Below are 15,453 nucleotides of genomic sequence, written 5' to 3' on the forward strand. Positions count from 1 at the left end.
TGCTTGGCGAGCCGCGTAGTGGTGGCCCCATCGGTCCCCCCGCATTGATTACCCGTTAACCTGGTCAGGCCCGGAAGGGAGCAGCCATAGCGGGAACATCGAGTGCCGGGGTGTGGCTGGTGGGGCCGCCTCCATTTCCGGGGTATGAAAATCCCGCGTCTTGCCTGTCCCTAACTCATCACCCGTGAAAATCCCACGCATTGAAGGATGCGATGCGGCATGAGCGCTTGTGTTCAAGCTGAGAAGCTTTTCTCACAGGCAGCGACGAGCGTGCCTACATCTACCTGGCGCTGACAAAAATAGAGTGGTGCCTGCTGAACTTGGAGAGCAGGCATGAAAATGAGCAGGCGTGATTTGACCGTTGGCCTTCTGGTGACAGTCCTGTGGGGGGGCAACTACGGTGTCATCGAGCTGGGCTTGCGTGAGCTCGATCCCTATCTGTTGACGCTGTTGCGCTTCACCTTCTGTGCAGTGCCGCTGGTGTTTTTCATCCAGCGTCCGGCAGGCGTTTCAGTGGCTGCCATGGCGGCATATGGCGTGCTGTTCGCCGTGGGTATCTGGTGGGTGGTCAACCTTGCCATGCACCAAGGCTTGAGTCCGGGCATGTCCTCGGTGTTCCTGCAGTTCAGTGCGTTCTTCACCATCCTGTTGAGCGCTGTCTTCTTGCGTGAGCGCATCACCGCCGCCCATTCCTGGGGCATGGTCTTCGCAGCTTGCGGGTTGGGCGTGATGCTGTTGGCGAGCAGCCAGCCGTCAACGGTGGTCGGTCTGCTGCTGGTGCTGCTTGGTGCGCTCGCCTGGGCGTTGTGCAACCTGTTGATCAAGCTCAAGCGCCCTGGCCAAATGACGGCCTTCATCGTCTGGTCGAGCTTGTACGCGCTGCCGTTCATTGTGCTCCTCACGCTTGCCTCGCAAGGGTGGGCGGCATTCGAGACCCTTGCCGGTGGCCTGGCGTGGCAAACCGTGTTTTCGGTGCTTTTCCAAAGCCTGGTCACGACCATTCTGGGGTATCGCGTGTGGAACAACCTGATGAAGAAGTATCCGGCTACACACGTCGCGCCCTTGTCATTACTGATACCGGTATCCGGGCTTGCCACTTCCTGGCTTTTTTTTGACGAGAAGATGAGCTCCGGGCAATGGCTGGCCATTTGCCTGATCTTGACTGGCATCATGATTTTCTTCTGCGGCCACTGGCTCTGGGGTCGGCCGGGCGTCTACGGGGCTATTCCCTCGGACCTGCCGCGAGGTCGAGAGACACCAGCGCTTGCCAGGGAGACTCGTTCCTGATTTTGCGCATTTCCTCTTCCAGTTCCTCGAGGTCAGGGTGAGACATCCGCCACTGCGCTGGGCTTGCACACCCGATTACTGAATCGACAGCGACCACAAAATGCTAAAGGCGGGCTTCCCGCGGACAATCAGACGGGTGGCGACAGGTTGCCTAGGGTAATCATGGCCCGCGGGCGATGCAGATTGCCTGTGGGCAGGCGGATGGGCTGGTGGCGGCCTTCTCGCATTCCCCAGTCAGCCCTTTCTAGCCCCGCCTCAAGGTTGAACCCCTGATACCTCCTCCCCCGAATACTCCGTCGCCCCATACCGCCGCACAATCCGTTCGATCTCCCCGGACTGCCTCATCCGCACCAACGCCCGCAATACCTCCTGTGTCGGCATCGCCGGGTCATTCCTCACCATGCACCCCAGAGCCTGCTCCTCCAGCACCGCCTGCACCTGCAACCGCTCGCCGACCGGTAGCCTCTGGTTGAACCATTGCAGCGACAGCTCATTGCTCACCGCATGCTGATACCGCCCGACCTGCAGCTTCTGCAACGCCAGTTGCTGGCTGCGGCTGTCTTCGCGCTGCAAGCGCCCCTGGACAAACAGCGGCTCCAGAGTGCCGTAGGCATAACCCAGCACCGTGCCAATCGCCTGGGGTGGCAGTTGCTCGGGCCGGGTAGCGGCGCTGTCGCCTGGGCGCCCGACCAGGACGTCGCGCTGTCGAATCAGTGGAATGCTCCAGACGAAATTGCCGGGCCGGTCATTGAACCACTGGCTGCTCACATAGCAGCGCACATCGATATCGCCAGCATCCATCGCCTGCTGCAGGCGCAGGCGGGCCATCACGTGGTACTCCGGGCGCACGCCGGCTTCCTGGGCCAGTGCCTGGATAAGGTCGAATACCAGGCCCTCCACTGGCTGGCCGCCTTCGACCCGCACCAATGGCATGCTCCAGCTTTCGGCCACGGAAAAGCGCAGCACCGGTTGTTCCGCCAGGCAGTGCGTGCACCAGAGCAATAGCAGGGCCAGCAGACTTCGCAATGCACATCCTCCTTGAACAGCGCGCCAGTTGCTTAGCTTAGACGAACCTTGCAGGGTGCAATTTTGCCCCCGCTCCGCTAGCATTAGCGATCTTCCGCTCGATCAGGCTGCGATGGTTTTTCGATGAGTTATCAGGTTCTTGCACGTAAATGGCGTCCGCGCTCGTTCCGCGAAATGGTCGGCCAGACCCATGTGCTCAAGGCCTTGATCAATGCCTTGGACAACCAGCGCCTGCACCATGCCTACCTGTTCACCGGTACGCGGGGGGTGGGCAAGACCACCATTGCGCGAATCATCGCCAAATGCCTCAACTGCGAGACCGGCATAACGTCCACGCCCTGTGGCACCTGCTCGGTGTGCCGGGAGATCGACGAAGGGCGCTTCGTCGACCTGATCGAGATCGACGCCGCCAGCCGCACCAAGGTCGAGGACACCCGCGAACTGCTCGATAACGTTCAGTACGCGCCGAGCCGTGGGCGCTTCAAGGTCTACCTGATCGACGAAGTGCACATGCTCTCCACCCACTCGTTCAACGCCTTGCTCAAGACGCTGGAAGAGCCGCCGCCCTACGTCAAGTTCATCCTCGCCACCACCGATCCGCAGAAGTTACCGGCCACCATCCTGTCGCGCTGCCTGCAGTTCTCGCTGAAGAACATGAGCCCGGAGCGGGTGGTCGAGCACCTGAGCCATGTGTTGCAGGCCGAAAACGTGCCGTTCGAGGCGGATGCCCTGTGGCTGCTTGGCCGTGCTGCCGACGGTTCGATGCGTGACGCCATGAGCCTCACCGACCAGGCCATCGCCTTCGGTGAGGGCAAGGTATTGGCTGCTGATGTACGCGCCATGCTCGGCAGTCTCGATCACGGCCAGGTTTATGGTGTGCTGCAGGCGCTGCTCGAAGGGGATGCGCGGGCGCTGCTCGAGGCCGTGCGCAACCTTGCCGAGCAGGGGCCGGACTGGAGCGGCGTGCTGGCCGAAATGCTCAATGTGCTGCACCGCGTGGCCATCGCCCAGGCGCTGCCCGAGGCAGTGGACAACGGCCAGGGCGATCGCGACCGGGTGCTGGCGCTGGCCTCGGCGTTGCCGGCCGAAGACGTGCAGTTCTACTACCAGATGGGCCTGATCGGCCGCCGCGACCTGCCGTTGGCGCCGGATCCGCGGGGTGGATTCGAAATGGTCCTGCTGCGGATGCTGGCGTTCCGCCCGGCTGATACCGACGATGCGCCGAAGCCGGTGCTAAAGCCAGTGGGGATCAGCCAGGCCACAGCTGATCCGGCAACCCCGGTGGCAGCGCCAGCCGTTGTGGTCGAGGCGCCTGCCGTTGCGGTGTCGCAGCCTGCGCCGCAGGCGGCTGCCCCACAGGCTGAGGTCGCACCGGTTGCGGAGGCGGCCCCGGAACCAGAACCTGAACCAGAGCCCGAAGTTGCCGCGCCTGAGTCGGTGGTGGTCGAAGAGGTCATCGACCTGCCTTGGGAGGAGCCCGTTGCCGCGCCTGCGCCCGAGCCTGTACAGGCTCCGGCTCCAGCCCCAGCACCGGTTGCCGCCGCGCAAAACACCCAGCCTGCCTACGACGAGCCGCCCTTCGACCCGTCGGCTTACGCTGCGGTTGGCATGGACCGCGACGACGAGCCGCCAATGGATGAGGACTATTACGGGGGCGAAAGCGACCCGGTAGGCTTCAGCTACCTCGACGAGTTGGCAGAGCACGTCCAGGAAGAAAAGCCGGTCGCCGCCCCCCAGCCGTTGCCGGCTGCCAAGCCTGCGACAGGGCTGGCTCTGCAATGGCTGGAATTATTCCCACAGTTGCCTGTATCTGGGATGACAGGCAACATCGCAGCAAACTGTACGCTGATCGCGGCTGATGGTGACGACTGGCTGCTGCACCTGGACCCAGGCCAGGGCGCGTTGTTCAATACCACCCAGCAACGCCGGCTCAACGAGGCGCTCAACCAGCACCTGGGGCGCACGCTGAACCTGCGTATCGAACTGGTCCTGCCGGAGCAGGAAACCCCGGCGCAGGCAGCGGCGCGCAAACGTGCCGAGCGTCAGCAGGATGCCGTGACCTCTATCGAGCAGGATCCGCTCATCCAGCAGATGATCAAGCAGTTCGGTGCCAAGGTGCGACAGGATACTATTGAGCCTGTGGACGCTCTGGTCAGCCAGGGCCAATAACCGATAACCATGCGGCCGGCCCCGTGCAGGGCCGCATCACATGACCCAATCGAGGTATACCCCCATGATGAAAGGTGGCATGGCCGGCCTGATGAAGCAGGCCCAGCAGATGCAGGAAAAGATGCAGAAGATGCAGGAAGAGCTGGCCAACGCCGAAGTCACCGGCCAGTCCGGTGGCGGCTTGGTGAGCGTGGTGATGACCGGTCGTCACGACGTCAAGCGTGTCAGCATCGACCAGAGCCTGATGTCGACCGATGAAGACGACAAGGAAGTGCTGGAAGACCTGATCGCCGCTGCGCTGAACGATGCCGTGCGCAAGATCGAGCAGAACAGCCAGGAAAAAATGGGCGGCATGACCGCTGGCATGCAGCTGCCGCCGGGCTTCAAGATGCCGTTCTGATCGGCTCTTGCTTCAAAATGGGGAGTAACGGCCATGCGGTCGTTGCTCCCTTGTTCATTCTGTTTCCTGAATTTGCAGGCCCATATACATGAGTTTCAGCCCCCTGATCCGCCAATTGATCGATGCCTTGCGCATCTTGCCCGGCGTCGGCCAGAAAACCGCCCAGCGTATGGCCTTGCAACTGCTGGAGCGCGACCGCAGCGGCGGCACCCGCCTGGCTCAGGCCCTGAGCCAAGCCATGGAGGGCGTTGGCCATTGCCGTCAGTGCCGCACCCTGACCGAGCAGGAGTTGTGCCCGCAGTGCAGCGACCCGCGTCGTGACGACACGCAGCTGTGCGTGGTGGAAGGGCCGATGGATGTGTATGCGGTGGAGCAGACCGGCTACCGCGGGCGCTACTTCGTGCTCAAGGGGCACTTGTCGCCGCTCGATGGCCTGGGGCCTGAGGCGATCGGTGTGCCGCAGCTGATGGCGCGGATCGAGGAGCAGGGCAGTTTCACCGAAGTGATCCTGGCGACCAACCCGACCGTGGAGGGTGAGGCAACGGCGCATTACATCGCCCAGTTGCTAGCCGAAAAGGGCTTGGTAGCTTCGCGGATTGCCCATGGTGTGCCATTGGGCGGCGAACTGGAACTGGTTGATGGTGGGACACTGGCGCATGCCTTTGCCGGGCGCCGACCGATATCCCTGTAATTCGAGATTGTGGGGCTGCTTGGCGGACCGTTCTTGGCGAGGTTGCCGGTAAGGTGACCTGGACTGGCTCATGCAGTCGCTTATCGGACGGCTGCCTGGTTCACCCTATCCTTGGCTTGGCTGCATGGCTCCATTTGCCAGTAGTTACCAGCACAATGGCGCAAATAATTGCCAGCGCAGTCCAGGCATAGGTAAAGGTGCCGAGGCCATCTTGCGATAGGCCAATGATCGGAGGCACCACCACTACCGAAACCTGGTTGGCCGTCATGGCCATTCCCAGTGCGAAGCCCTGGCGATCAGCCGGGGCAGCTTCTGCAATGTAGGCGACCCAAGGGCCATACCACCCATATGCAAAGAAGCCTACCAGCGCCATGAACACGCTGACGATTGCCAAATCTTGGCATTTCAAAAATGGCAACATCATCAATAGTACAGCTACGCTTCCAAGACAGGTCAACACGGGGAAGTATCTACCTGCCTTGCAATGGTCGCTCCAGCTCGCGAGGATAACTCTTCCGGCGATTCCAGCGCCGAGCACTACGAAGAACATCATGGTGGCGGTGGAGCTTTCAAGCCCAAGGGAGCTGTGTAGGTACGAGACCAAGAATACTGAAATCGCATACTGGGAGGCGGTAAGGCTGGCGCCGGACAGCATGATTTTTTGCAGGGTGGGATGCTTTGCCATCGAAATCCGCGATGAAACCGCCAAGGTTAAATTGATTGGTTTCTTTGCGGTAAAGGGTGGTGGTTCTGGTGTTCTGTAAATAAGCATAAACATAATGCCACCTAGCATCGCTATCAAACTGCCTGCCAGGAAAGCAGCGTGAATGGAGTATCGGCTGGCAATGACGGGAAGTAATAGCGTAGCCATTGCACCACCCAGTGGTAACCCGGCTTGTCGAATGCCCATTGCAAAGCCTAGCTGGTCTCCTTTGAACCACTGAGATACCGATTTGCTTCCCCCTGGTTGGGCAGTGCTGTAACCGAAACCCAAGGCTGTCAGGGCGATAAGTAACTCCGTATACGAATTGGCCAGCATGGCTGCGTACAATGAAAAGCCAACGATAAGTGTCCCTATACCCACAACAAACCGTTCACTGTATCTGTCCAGTAGTTCGCCAGCAATCAAAAGCCCGGCAAGGGGGATTAGTTGTGCAGCTGAAACCAGCGCACCGATCTGCCAGCTACTAAGGTTCATTTCGGACTTGATGTCCGGTGCAATAGATCCAAGGCCTTGGACGAAGAAGCAGGCGCTCGCTTGTGCTGCCGTGGCGGCGCCTAAGATTATCCATCGATACCGGCGATTGAACTGATTCATCTGCTTAAATTCCTTTTGAGGCAGGCAGGAATATTTTTCTATCCGGGGCGGGTCGCCATATGGCCCCGACCAGGCGCGGGTAGCCTTGGGTAACGATGTGGTCAGGTAAGAAATGAATACGCTGCGTGAAACCCATAATTAGAGAATGCATGCTGAGAGTTTCGTGTTCCCGGCATGCTGGTAAAGATGACGGTCCTCGGTGGCGGACCCAGGGTGGAGATGTTAATTTTTATTGAAGAGGCTATTTGTAGTGCGACTTCTTTTGCTGGATCAATCCACTTGATGGCGGACGGAAATAGTGTTTTCAAATCTCCCAGTAGATGGGGGAAGTGTGTGCAGCCCAGAATTACAGTGTCAATTTCCAGTCGTTGCCCAGTTGTCAGGTGTCTGTCGATAAGCTCGGAGAAGCAGGCGAGACTGGTCGGTTGCCCAGCCAGTTTATATTCAGACAGTTCGACAAGTCGTTGGGCTGCTATTGGCCATATCTGTGCGCGCGTTCTGGCTTTAGCCAGTGTCGTGCTGATATGTTTGCTTTTAATAGTGCCAAGGGTTGCAAGTAGAGCTATTTTTCCATTTGCAGAAGCTCGAACAGCCTCTTCCAAGGGTGGGGTCACCAGGAAATACCCTTTAGTGAACGGTACGCGGCCATGGTCGATTAGCGCTATCGAGGCCGTATTGCATGCTATGACGACTGCCAGCGGATCGACCCGCGTGCAAACCTGATCAAGCAGCTGTTGCACTCGGCAAGCGACTGTCGCCACAGATTTGCTGCCGTAAGGGAACCAACCGTTATCCGCCACATAGAGAATGCTCACCTCTGGAGCTAATTGCTCCAGCTGTCTTACCAGCGTCAAGCCACCCACGCCGGAGTCCAGTACCACTACAGGGCGATATGTGGAATCCAGCAGTTGTCGACTATCGAATACGGCGTTGTCATTTGGCCAAGAAGTAAGGGCCGTTGCACAGAGCACTTTCTGAATAGGCATCGATTTAAGCCTTATGCGTTAATGGCACGCGTGGCGACCGAGTTCCGCATCTTGCGCGAGCTCCTCAAGCTTGACGTGAACACCAACCTTGATAGCCAGCGGGCGCTGGCCCCGTAGTTAGCCTCGAAAGCCGTTCGCGCGTGCACGCATCGGTAATTATTGCGATTTATTATCGAAGGCTTTGTGGTAGGACTTTAGTGCGGGGACAGTTCTCATGCTGTAGCTAATTTCTTGCGTTTGCATGAGACAAGTTTTCTGTTTGGAAGAAAAAGCATGAAATTGCTTCGATGCGACGAACAAAATCCGCACCGTCTGGAAAACCAGCGAATCCTTCATTTGGGTTTAATTTCGAGGGGGGATGAGCAGCCTGGTGGACGTGAGGCTACCGCACTGCTCATGTATGGCGGGCTTGTTTGCGAATGGGCTGCAAAGCAGCCCTGAATGCAACTCAGTATTCGCTCAGGGAAAACTCGGTCAGGCAGAAGGTCGGCACCCCGGCCGCCTGCAGTCGGCGCGAGCCATCCAGCTCCGGCAGGTCGATGATCGCCGCCGCTTCGAACACCTGTGCCCCGGTGCGACGCACCAGGTTGGCGGCGGCCAGCAAGGTGCCGCCGGTGGCAATCAGGTCATCGAAGATCAGCACCGAATCGCCTTCGCACAGGCTGTCGGCATGCACTTCCAGGAAGGCCTCGCCGTATTCGGTCTGGTAACCCTCGCTCAAGACGTCAGCCGGCAGCTTGCCTTGTTTGCGGAACAGGATCAGCGGCTTGTTCAATTGATGGGCGATGATCGAGCCAATCAGGAAGCCACGGGCGTCCATGGCGCCGATGTGGCTGAACTCAGCCTCGACGTAACGCTCGATGAACTGGTCGGCCACATAGCGCAGCCCGCGCGGCGACTGGAACAGCGGGGTGATGTCGCGGAAGATCACGCCGGGCTTGGGGAAGTCCACTACCGGGCGGATCAGGGCTTTGAGGTCGAAGGCGTCGCTGTGCATTGTTGCGGGTATCCTGGGAAAACGAATGCCAAAGTATACCCGCTAAACGCGGCCCTCAGGCCTCGATTGCACCGCCGGCCAGCGCACACAGCTGGATCGGGTCGAGGATGTGCACTTCCTTGCCTTCGGCGCGGATCAGGCCGTTCTGCTGGAAGCGCGTGAACACCCGGGACACGGTTTCCACCGCCAGCCCCAGGTAGTTGCCGATCTCGTTGCGCGACATGCTCAGGCGGAACTGGTTGGCCGAGTAGCCGCGGGCGCGGAAGCGCGCAGACAGGTTGACCAGGAAGGTGGCGATGCGTTCGTCGGCGGTCTTCTTCGACAGCAGCAGCATCATCTGCTGGTCGTCGCGGATTTCGCGGCTCATTACTCGCATCAGTTGGCGACGCAGCTGTGGCAACTGAACGGAAAGCTCATCGAGGCGCTCGAAGGGGATTTCACAGACCGAGGTGGTTTCCTGGGCCTGGGCCGACACCGGGTAGGCCTCGGTGTCCATGCCGGACAGGCCGACCAGCTCGCTGGGCAGGTGGAAGCCGGTGATCTGTTCTTCGCCGCTGTCGCTCAGGCTGAAGGTCTTGAGGGCGCCGGAACGTACGGCGTAAACCGAGCCAAAATTGTCACCCTGGCGGAACAGGAACTCGCCTTTTTTCAGCGGGCGCCCGCGCTTGACGATTTCATCCAGTGCATCCATGTCTTCCAGGTTGAGCGAAAGAGGCAGGCACAGAGGGGCCAGGCTGCAGTCCTTGCAATGGGCCTGGTTTTGAGGGCGCAGTTTGACTGGCTCGGACATTTGAATCGATCCTTGTGGGAAAGCACACATAAGTCGTAAGGGTAACTCACGACAGAGGGTGTAGGCCAGTGTCCGCTAGGATGGTGCGAACTGGCGTAACCCCGGCAGGGTAAGTGCCGGGAGTCCTTGTGTGCCCATAGTGTGCCTGGCAGGCAGGGTTGTCCATGCGGTTGATCGACTCGCCGTTCAGATCACCCGGGAGTAACGCTGGCGGTTGTGCATCGCCAGGTAGGCATCGAACACCATGCACACCGAGCGTGCCAGCAGGCGCCCGGCCGGCAGGATGCGGATGCCCTGGTCGTCGAGGCTGATCAGGCCGTCGCGCTGCATGCTCTGCAGTTCTGGCCAGAGATCGTTGAAATAACCGCGGAAATCGATGGTAAAGGCCTCCTCGATCGGCTCGAAGTCCAGTTCGAAATGGCAGATCAGCTGCTGGATCACCGCTCGCCGCAGGCGGTCGTCGTGGTTGCAGACCAGCCCGCGCTGGGTCGCCAGCTGGTTGTTGGACAGCGTGTCCTGATAGGTATTGAGGTCACTGCTGTTCTGGCAGTACAGGTCGCCGATCTGGCTGATCGCCGATACCCCCAGGCCGATCAGGTCGCAATGGCCGTGGGTGGTGTAGCCCTGGAAGTTGCGTTGCAGGGTGCCGTCCTCCTGGGCGATCGCCAACTCGTCGTCGGGCAGGGCGAAGTGGTCCATGCCGATGTAGCGGTAACCGGCGGCGGTCAGTTGCTCGATGGTGTTGTGCAGCATCTCGAGCTTCACTGCCGGAGCTGGCAGGTCGTTGCTGTCGATGCGCCGTTGCGGCATGAAGCGCTCGGGCAGGTGGGCGTAGTTGAACACCGAAAGCCGGTCGGGTTGCAGGCGGATCACTTCGTCGACTGTGCGGGCGAAGCCTTCCACGGTCTGTTTGGGCAGGCCGTAGATCAGGTCGAGGTTGATCGAGCGGAACTGCAAGGTACGTGCTGCCTCGATCAGGGTGCGCGTCTGCTCCAGGCTCTGCAGGCGGTTGACCGCACGCTGCACGGCCGGGTCGAGGTCCTGTACGCCGAGGCTGACGCGGTTGAAGCCCAGTTCGCGGAGCAGGCCCATGGTCGACCAGTCGGCTTCGCGCGGGTCGATTTCGATGCCGTAGTCGCCGGAATCGTCATCCACCAGGTTGAAGTGCTGGCGCAGTGTGGCCATCAGTTGGCGCAGTTCCACGTGGCTGAGGAAGGTCGGCGTACCGCCGCCGAAATGCAGCTGCTCAACGCGCTGTTTAGGGTCCAGGTGGCAGGCGATCAGCTGCACCTCCTGCTCCAGGCGCTGCAGGTAAGGCGCGGCGCGGCCGCGGTCCTTGGTGATGACCTTGTTGCAGGCGCAGTAGTAGCAGATGTTGGCGCAGAACGGCACGTGCACATACAGCGACAGCGGGCGCACGGCCCGGCGGCTCTCGCGCAGGGCGTGGAGCAGGTCGAACGAACCTACCTCGCTGTGCAGTTGCACGGCGGTGGGGTAGGAGGTGTAGCGCGGGCCGGCGAGATCGTAGCGGCGGATCAGGTCGGCATCCCAACGTAGGTCGTCGAGCATGTGGGCGGTCCCCGGATAATGCAGCAGTGTCCGGAGTCTATGGCTGTCTGTAGGAAACTGTGTTGATTTGTATCAAGGCAGACAGGGGCTGCTTTGCAGCCCATTCGCGGGGCAAGCCCGCTCCCACAGGGTCACCATAGGCCTCAAGGCTGTGGGAGCGGGCTTGCCCGCGAATGGGCCGCAACGCGGCCCCCCATCAGTGGCCCATCAGCCAGTGCTGGTGAGGGCCAGGCAAGGTCCAGATACCAAACAGGATCACCAGTACACCACCGGCCATGCGTACACTGCGCCGCCTCAACAAGGCGTTTACCCGCTCCGCCGCCAGGCCAGTGGCCAGCAAAATCGGCCAGGTACCCAGCCCGAACGCCAGCATCAACGCTGCGCTGTAGCCCGCGTTGCCCTGGCTGGCCGCCCACAGCAGGGTGCTGTACACCAAGCCGCAAGGCAGCCAGCCCCACAATGCCCCCAGCAGCAGTGCGCGGGGCATGCTGGACACCGGCATCAGGCGCGAGGCAACCGGCTGGATATGCCGCCAAAGCCCCCGGCCCAGAGCTTCGACGCGGGTCAGTCCGCTCCACCAGCCGGCCAGGTACAGGCCCATGGCAATCAGCAGCAACGCGGCCACCACACGCAAGGCCATGGCCGCCGGGCTGTTGGCCAGCGCCCAGCCGGCCAGGCCCAGCAGCAGGCCGGCGCAGGCATAGCTGAGAATGCGCCCCAGGTTGTAGGCCATCAGCAGGCGCAGGCGCCGGCCGCGTTGCTCGGGAGGGATGGCCAGGGTCAGCGCGCCCATCAGGCCGCCGCACATGCCCAGGCAATGGCCGCCGCCAAGCAGGCCGAGGACCAGTGCCGAGCCGAGCAGGGGAAGCAGGTCAGGCACGGGGTGGCGCTTCCTTGTCGTCTGCTGCTGCGGTTTCCTCGGGTTTGACGGCCGCCTGGTGGCGCGGGTCCTGGTCATCGAACAGGATGCTGTGGGCGGGGCTTTCGAGGTCATCGTACTGGCCGCTGTCCACCGCCCAGAAGAAGATATAGACGGCCACGCCAACCAGCAGCAGGGCGGCCGGAATCATCACATAGAGCGCGGGCATGGCGACTTCCTTTGGTAAGCGGCTGCGCCGTTGGTGGGCAAGCCTGCTGCAGTCGGCAGGTGCTTCGGGCGTGTCAGGCGCAGGGCATTGAGCACCACGATCAGCGAACTGACCGACATGCCGATAGCCGCCCATACAGGGGTGATCCAGCCAAGCGCGGCAAATGGCAACATGAGGCCATTATACAGGGTCGCCCAGAGCAAGTTCTCGAGGATATTGCGGCGGGTGCGACGGGCCAGGTCGAAGGCCTGTACCAGCGCCTGCAGGCGGTTGGACAGCAGCACCGCATCGGCGCTGGTCTTGGCCAGGTCGGTGGCGCTGCCCATGGCGATGCTGATGTCGGCGGCGGCCAGCACCGGCACGTCGTTGACCCCGTCGCCTAGCATCAGGACCTTGTGCCCGGACGCCTGCAGGGCCTTGAGCCGGTCCAGCTTGTCGTCCGGGCGCAGGCCGCCGACAGCTTGGTCGATGCCCAGTTGCGCGGCCACCTCGGCGACCATCGGCGAACTGTCGCCAGACAGCAACAAGGTGCGCCAGCCGCGCGCCTGGCAAGCGGCGAGCAGGGCCGGGGCATCCTCGCGCAGGCGATCGTCAAGGCCGAACCAGGCCAGCGGGCCATGGCGGTCGCCCAGCAGCAGCCATTGGCCGCGAGGCTCCGGCACGGCAGGGATTTCGGTGCCACTCAGGGCACAGACGAACGTGGCCTGGCCAATGCGCAGTGGCTGGCCGTCGACCTTGCCTTCGAGCCCGAGCCCGGGGATTGTCTGGACTTCGTCGGCGGGGTTGGCGGAGCGGCCAAAGGCACGGGCGATCGGGTGTTCGGAACGGTTTTCGAGGGCGGCGGCAAGGGCCAGGCAGCGGTCGGCAGGCAGCGCCGCCAGCGGGCGGATGCTGCGCAGGGTCAGGCGGCCTTCGGTGAGTGTACCGGTCTTGTCGAAGATCACCGTGTCGATCTGGTTCAGGCCCTCAAGTACATGGCCGCGGGTCACCAGCAGGCCGAGCTTGTGCAGGGTGCCCGTGGCGGCGGTGAGCGCGGTCGGGGTGGCCAGGGACAGGGCGCACGGGCAGGTCGCCACCAGCATGGCCAGGACGATCCAGAATGCCCGCGCCGGGTCCAGGTGCCACCACCACAGGCCGATGGCCACGGCGGCCAGCAGCGAGAACAGCAGGAAGTACTGCGAGGCGCGGTCGGCGATTTCCGCCAGCCGTGGCTTTTCTGTTTGCGCGCGTTCAAGCAGGCGAACGATGGCCGACAGGCGCGAGTCATGGCCGAGCGCTTCGACTTCCACGTTCAGGGTGCTCTCGACGTTCAGCGTGCCGCCGGTGACATGCTCGCCGGCCCGTCGTGGTTGTGGCAGGTACTCGCCGGTCAGCAGCGATTCGTCGACGCTGGAACGGCCTTCGACGATGCGCCCATCGGCCGGGATTACCGCGCCGGGCAGCACCTGCACGGTGTCGCCGCGCTGCAGTTCGCCGAGCAGGATGCGTTCGGCACGGCCGTAGCTGTCCAGTCGCAGGCATGAGGCCGGCAGCAGGTTGACCAGTTGCGCGGTGGCGGCGGCGGTGCGTTCGCGGGCGCGGCGCTCGAGGTAGCGGCCGGTGAGCAGGAACAGAGCGAACATGCCGACGGTGTCGAAATACAGCTCGCCGCTGCCAGTCACGGCCGTCCAGATACCAGCGCCGAAGGCCAGGCCGATGGCCAGCGACACCGACACGTCCATGGTCAGGTGGCGGGTGCGCAGGTCGCGTGCAGCGCCCTTGAAGAACGGTGCGCAGCTGTAGAACACGATGGGAATGGTCAGAAACAGTGCCACCCAACGCAGGATGGTGTGCAGCTCCGGCGACAGGTCGATGTTGAATTCCGGCCAGGTGGCCATGGTTGCCATCATCGCCTGGAACCACAGCAGCCCGGCCACGCCCAGGCGGCGCAGGGCGCTGCGGTTGTCCCTGGCGAGCTGCTCGGCGGCCTGGTCTGGCTGGTACGGGTGAGCGGCATAGCCGATCTGGCGCAGCTCGGCGAGCAGCCGGGACAGTGCAAGCTGGTGGTCGTCCCAGCTGAGCAGGAGGCGGTGGTTGGACAAGTTCAGGCGCGCTTCGGCAACGCCGGGCAGGTTGCGCAGGTGCTTTTCGATCAGCCAGCCGCAGGCGGCGCAGCTGATGCCTTCGACCAGCAGGGTGGTTTCGGCGAGTTCGCCGGCATGGCGCACGAAGTTCTGCTGTACATCGCTGCGATCGTACAAGGCCAGCTCGTCTTGCAGTTGTCTGGGCAGTGCCTCGGGGTTGGCGCTGCTGTCGCTGCGGTGCTGGTAGTAGTGCTCCAGGCCACCAGCGACGATGGACTCGGCCACCGCCTGGCAGCCCGGGCAGCAGAACTGCCGGGGTTCGCCGAGGACCACGGCGGTGAAGCGGCTGCCGGTGGGGACGGGCAGGGCGCAGTGGTAGCAGGGAGTGGGTTCAGTCATAAGGCAAGCACGGCTGGTGGGGCAGCTGAAAATCCCTGGGGGAGCGGGCTTGCCCGCGAATGCGCTGGTTCAGGCAATGATGTTTTCAGGTCTGGCACATTCGCGGGCAAGCTCGCTCCCACAGAGAATGATGATCGGGTTACTGTTGGTGTTCGGCACCTTGCAGCGCTTCATCGCCCAGTTGCAAGGTCACGCCATGCTCGACCTTCTCTTCCTCGAACAACCGCCACACATGCTCATCCTGGCTGCCCAGCAGTTCAACGAAGCGTCGCCCGTCGACCTTGTCGTCCAGTTGCCCGACATAGCGCCCGGCCTCGACCCGGCTGAGCAGTACCTTGCGGTCCTTGTCCGGCTGGGTTGGCGAGATCAGGTTCAGTTCCAGGGTCTGTGGGTCGCTGTTGCCGTTCAGGCGCACGTCCACTTCGCCGGTCAGTTCATCCAGGTGCACGCTGGCCTTGAGGTTGAGCGTCTGGGCCAGCAGCTCACGGTCCAGCGAACGGTTGATGCCTTTACCAGCCTCGTAGTAGTTGTCGTTGACCAGGTTGTCCGGATTGCGCACGGCAATGCTGACCATGGTCAGGCTCAGGCACACCGAGGTGGTCAGGATGCCGATGATGATCCAGGGCCAGAGGTGCTTGTACCAGGGGCTGGCGGCGGTGGCGGCAGGCAT

At 62.0% G+C, this 15,453-nt stretch carries 14 protein-coding genes and 1 other RNA gene; 5 read left to right on the forward strand and 10 right to left on the reverse strand.

Annotated elements, in window-relative coordinates; genetic code table 11:
• Positions 1-28 precede the first annotated feature (28 nt).
• Together ffs and OCX61_RS07775 are read left to right on the forward strand one after the other, a co-directional pair.
• An RNA gene (gene ffs, locus OCX61_RS07770) (signal recognition particle sRNA small type) lies at positions 29-125 on the forward strand.
• A gap of 208 nt (positions 126-333) precedes the next feature.
• Positions 334-1,287 (forward strand): EamA family transporter, encoded by a 954-nt coding sequence (locus OCX61_RS07775; RefSeq protein ID WP_261943282.1) that lies wholly within the window; start codon positions 334-336, stop codon positions 1,285-1,287.
• Positions 1,288-1,542: 255 nt separating this feature from the next.
• Here OCX61_RS07775 and OCX61_RS07780 read toward each other — a convergent pair whose 3' ends face one another.
• The gene (locus OCX61_RS07780; protein ID WP_261943283.1) at positions 1,543-2,313 is read right to left on the reverse strand and encodes a substrate-binding periplasmic protein; all 771 of its coding nucleotides are present in this window, start codon (positions 2,311-2,313) and stop codon (positions 1,543-1,545) included.
• A 123-nt stretch (positions 2,314-2,436) separates the two neighbouring features.
• Between OCX61_RS07780 and dnaX the strand changes: the two genes are divergently transcribed.
• From dnaX to recR, 3 genes are all read left to right on the forward strand, one after another.
• Positions 2,437-4,482, forward strand: a complete 2,046-nt coding sequence (gene dnaX, locus OCX61_RS07785; protein WP_261943284.1) for a DNA polymerase III subunit gamma/tau — start codon at positions 2,437-2,439, stop codon at positions 4,480-4,482.
• Positions 4,483-4,546: 64 nt separating this feature from the next.
• Positions 4,547-4,882, forward strand: coding sequence for a YbaB/EbfC family nucleoid-associated protein (locus OCX61_RS07790; protein ID WP_056801432.1), 336 nt, complete (start codon positions 4,547-4,549; stop codon positions 4,880-4,882).
• 88 nt (positions 4,883-4,970) lie between these two features.
• On the forward strand, positions 4,971-5,573 hold the full coding sequence (gene recR / locus OCX61_RS07795) for a recombination mediator RecR (protein WP_261943285.1): 603 nt from the start codon (positions 4,971-4,973) through the stop codon (positions 5,571-5,573).
• A 100-nt stretch (positions 5,574-5,673) separates the two neighbouring features.
• Here the strand turns inward: recR and OCX61_RS07800 are convergent, their stop codons facing one another.
• The 9 genes from OCX61_RS07800 to OCX61_RS07840 form a co-directional block, all read right to left on the reverse strand.
• Entirely contained in the window at positions 5,674-6,891 is a 1,218-nt protein-coding gene (locus tag OCX61_RS07800) for an MFS transporter (protein ID WP_261943286.1), read from the reverse strand.
• A 101-nt stretch (positions 6,892-6,992) separates the two neighbouring features.
• Positions 6,993-7,877: a glutamate racemase gene (gene murI, locus OCX61_RS07805; protein ID WP_261943287.1), complete on the reverse strand. Its 885-nt coding sequence runs from the start codon at positions 7,875-7,877 to the stop codon at positions 6,993-6,995.
• Positions 7,878-8,325: 448 nt separating this feature from the next.
• Positions 8,326-8,874, reverse strand: a complete 549-nt coding sequence (locus OCX61_RS07810) for an adenine phosphoribosyltransferase (RefSeq protein WP_009683910.1) — start codon at positions 8,872-8,874, stop codon at positions 8,326-8,328.
• A 55-nt stretch (positions 8,875-8,929) separates the two neighbouring features.
• Positions 8,930-9,664 carry a Crp/Fnr family transcriptional regulator FnrA gene (gene fnrA / locus OCX61_RS07815; RefSeq protein WP_261943288.1) on the reverse strand — a complete coding sequence of 245 codons (735 nt, stop codon included), beginning with the start codon at positions 9,662-9,664 and terminating at the stop codon, positions 8,930-8,932.
• 186 nt (positions 9,665-9,850) lie between these two features.
• Entirely contained in the window at positions 9,851-11,233 is a 1,383-nt protein-coding gene (gene hemN, locus OCX61_RS07820) for an oxygen-independent coproporphyrinogen III oxidase (protein ID WP_261943289.1), read from the reverse strand.
• A gap of 196 nt (positions 11,234-11,429) precedes the next feature.
• Positions 11,430-12,113 carry a sulfite exporter TauE/SafE family protein gene (locus OCX61_RS07825; RefSeq protein ID WP_261943290.1) on the reverse strand — a complete coding sequence of 228 codons (684 nt, stop codon included), beginning with the start codon at positions 12,111-12,113 and terminating at the stop codon, positions 11,430-11,432.
• The gene (gene ccoS, locus OCX61_RS07830; protein WP_261943291.1) at positions 12,106-12,321 is read right to left on the reverse strand and encodes a cbb3-type cytochrome oxidase assembly protein CcoS; all 216 of its coding nucleotides are present in this window, start codon (positions 12,319-12,321) and stop codon (positions 12,106-12,108) included. Before ccoS ends, OCX61_RS07825 begins: the two co-directional genes overlap by 8 nt.
• On the reverse strand, positions 12,303-14,783 hold the full coding sequence (locus OCX61_RS07835; RefSeq protein WP_261943292.1) for a heavy metal translocating P-type ATPase: 2,481 nt from the start codon (positions 14,781-14,783) through the stop codon (positions 12,303-12,305). Before OCX61_RS07835 ends, ccoS begins: the two co-directional genes overlap by 19 nt.
• A 139-nt stretch (positions 14,784-14,922) precedes the next feature.
• Positions 14,923-15,453, reverse strand: coding sequence for a FixH family protein (locus tag OCX61_RS07840; protein WP_261943293.1), 531 nt, complete (start codon positions 15,451-15,453; stop codon positions 14,923-14,925).

The sequence above is a fragment of the Pseudomonas sp. LRP2-20 genome (assembly GCF_024349685.1).
Classification (GTDB): Bacteria; Pseudomonadota; Gammaproteobacteria; order Pseudomonadales; family Pseudomonadaceae; genus Aquipseudomonas.

Coding starts and splice junctions, on each gene's coding strand:
- OCX61_RS07775 (WP_261943282.1), top strand. CDS start 334: ATGAAAATGAGCAGGCGTGATTTGACCGTTGGCCTTCTGGTGACAGTC.
- dnaX (WP_261943284.1), top strand. CDS start 2,437: ATGAGTTATCAGGTTCTTGCACGTAAATGGCGTCCGCGCTCGTTCCGC.
- OCX61_RS07790 (WP_056801432.1), top strand. CDS start 4,547: ATGATGAAAGGTGGCATGGCCGGCCTGATGAAGCAGGCCCAGCAGATG.
- recR (WP_261943285.1), top strand. CDS start 4,971: ATGAGTTTCAGCCCCCTGATCCGCCAATTGATCGATGCCTTGCGCATC.
- OCX61_RS07800 (WP_261943286.1), bottom strand. CDS start 6,891: ATGAATCAGTTCAATCGCCGGTATCGATGGATAATCTTAGGCGCCGCC.
- murI (WP_261943287.1), bottom strand. CDS start 7,877: ATGCCTATTCAGAAAGTGCTCTGTGCAACGGCCCTTACTTCTTGGCCA.
- OCX61_RS07810 (WP_009683910.1), bottom strand. CDS start 8,874: ATGCACAGCGACGCCTTCGACCTCAAAGCCCTGATCCGCCCGGTAGTG.
- fnrA (WP_261943288.1), bottom strand. CDS start 9,664: ATGTCCGAGCCAGTCAAACTGCGCCCTCAAAACCAGGCCCATTGCAAG.
- hemN (WP_261943289.1), bottom strand. CDS start 11,233: ATGCTCGACGACCTACGTTGGGATGCCGACCTGATCCGCCGCTACGAT.
- ccoS (WP_261943291.1), bottom strand. CDS start 12,321: ATGCCCGCGCTCTATGTGATGATTCCGGCCGCCCTGCTGCTGGTTGGC.
- OCX61_RS07835 (WP_261943292.1), bottom strand. CDS start 14,783: ATGACTGAACCCACTCCCTGCTACCACTGCGCCCTGCCCGTCCCCACC.
- OCX61_RS07840 (WP_261943293.1), bottom strand. CDS start 15,453: ATGCCTGCCGCCACCGCCGCCAGCCCCTGGTACAAGCACCTCTGGCCC.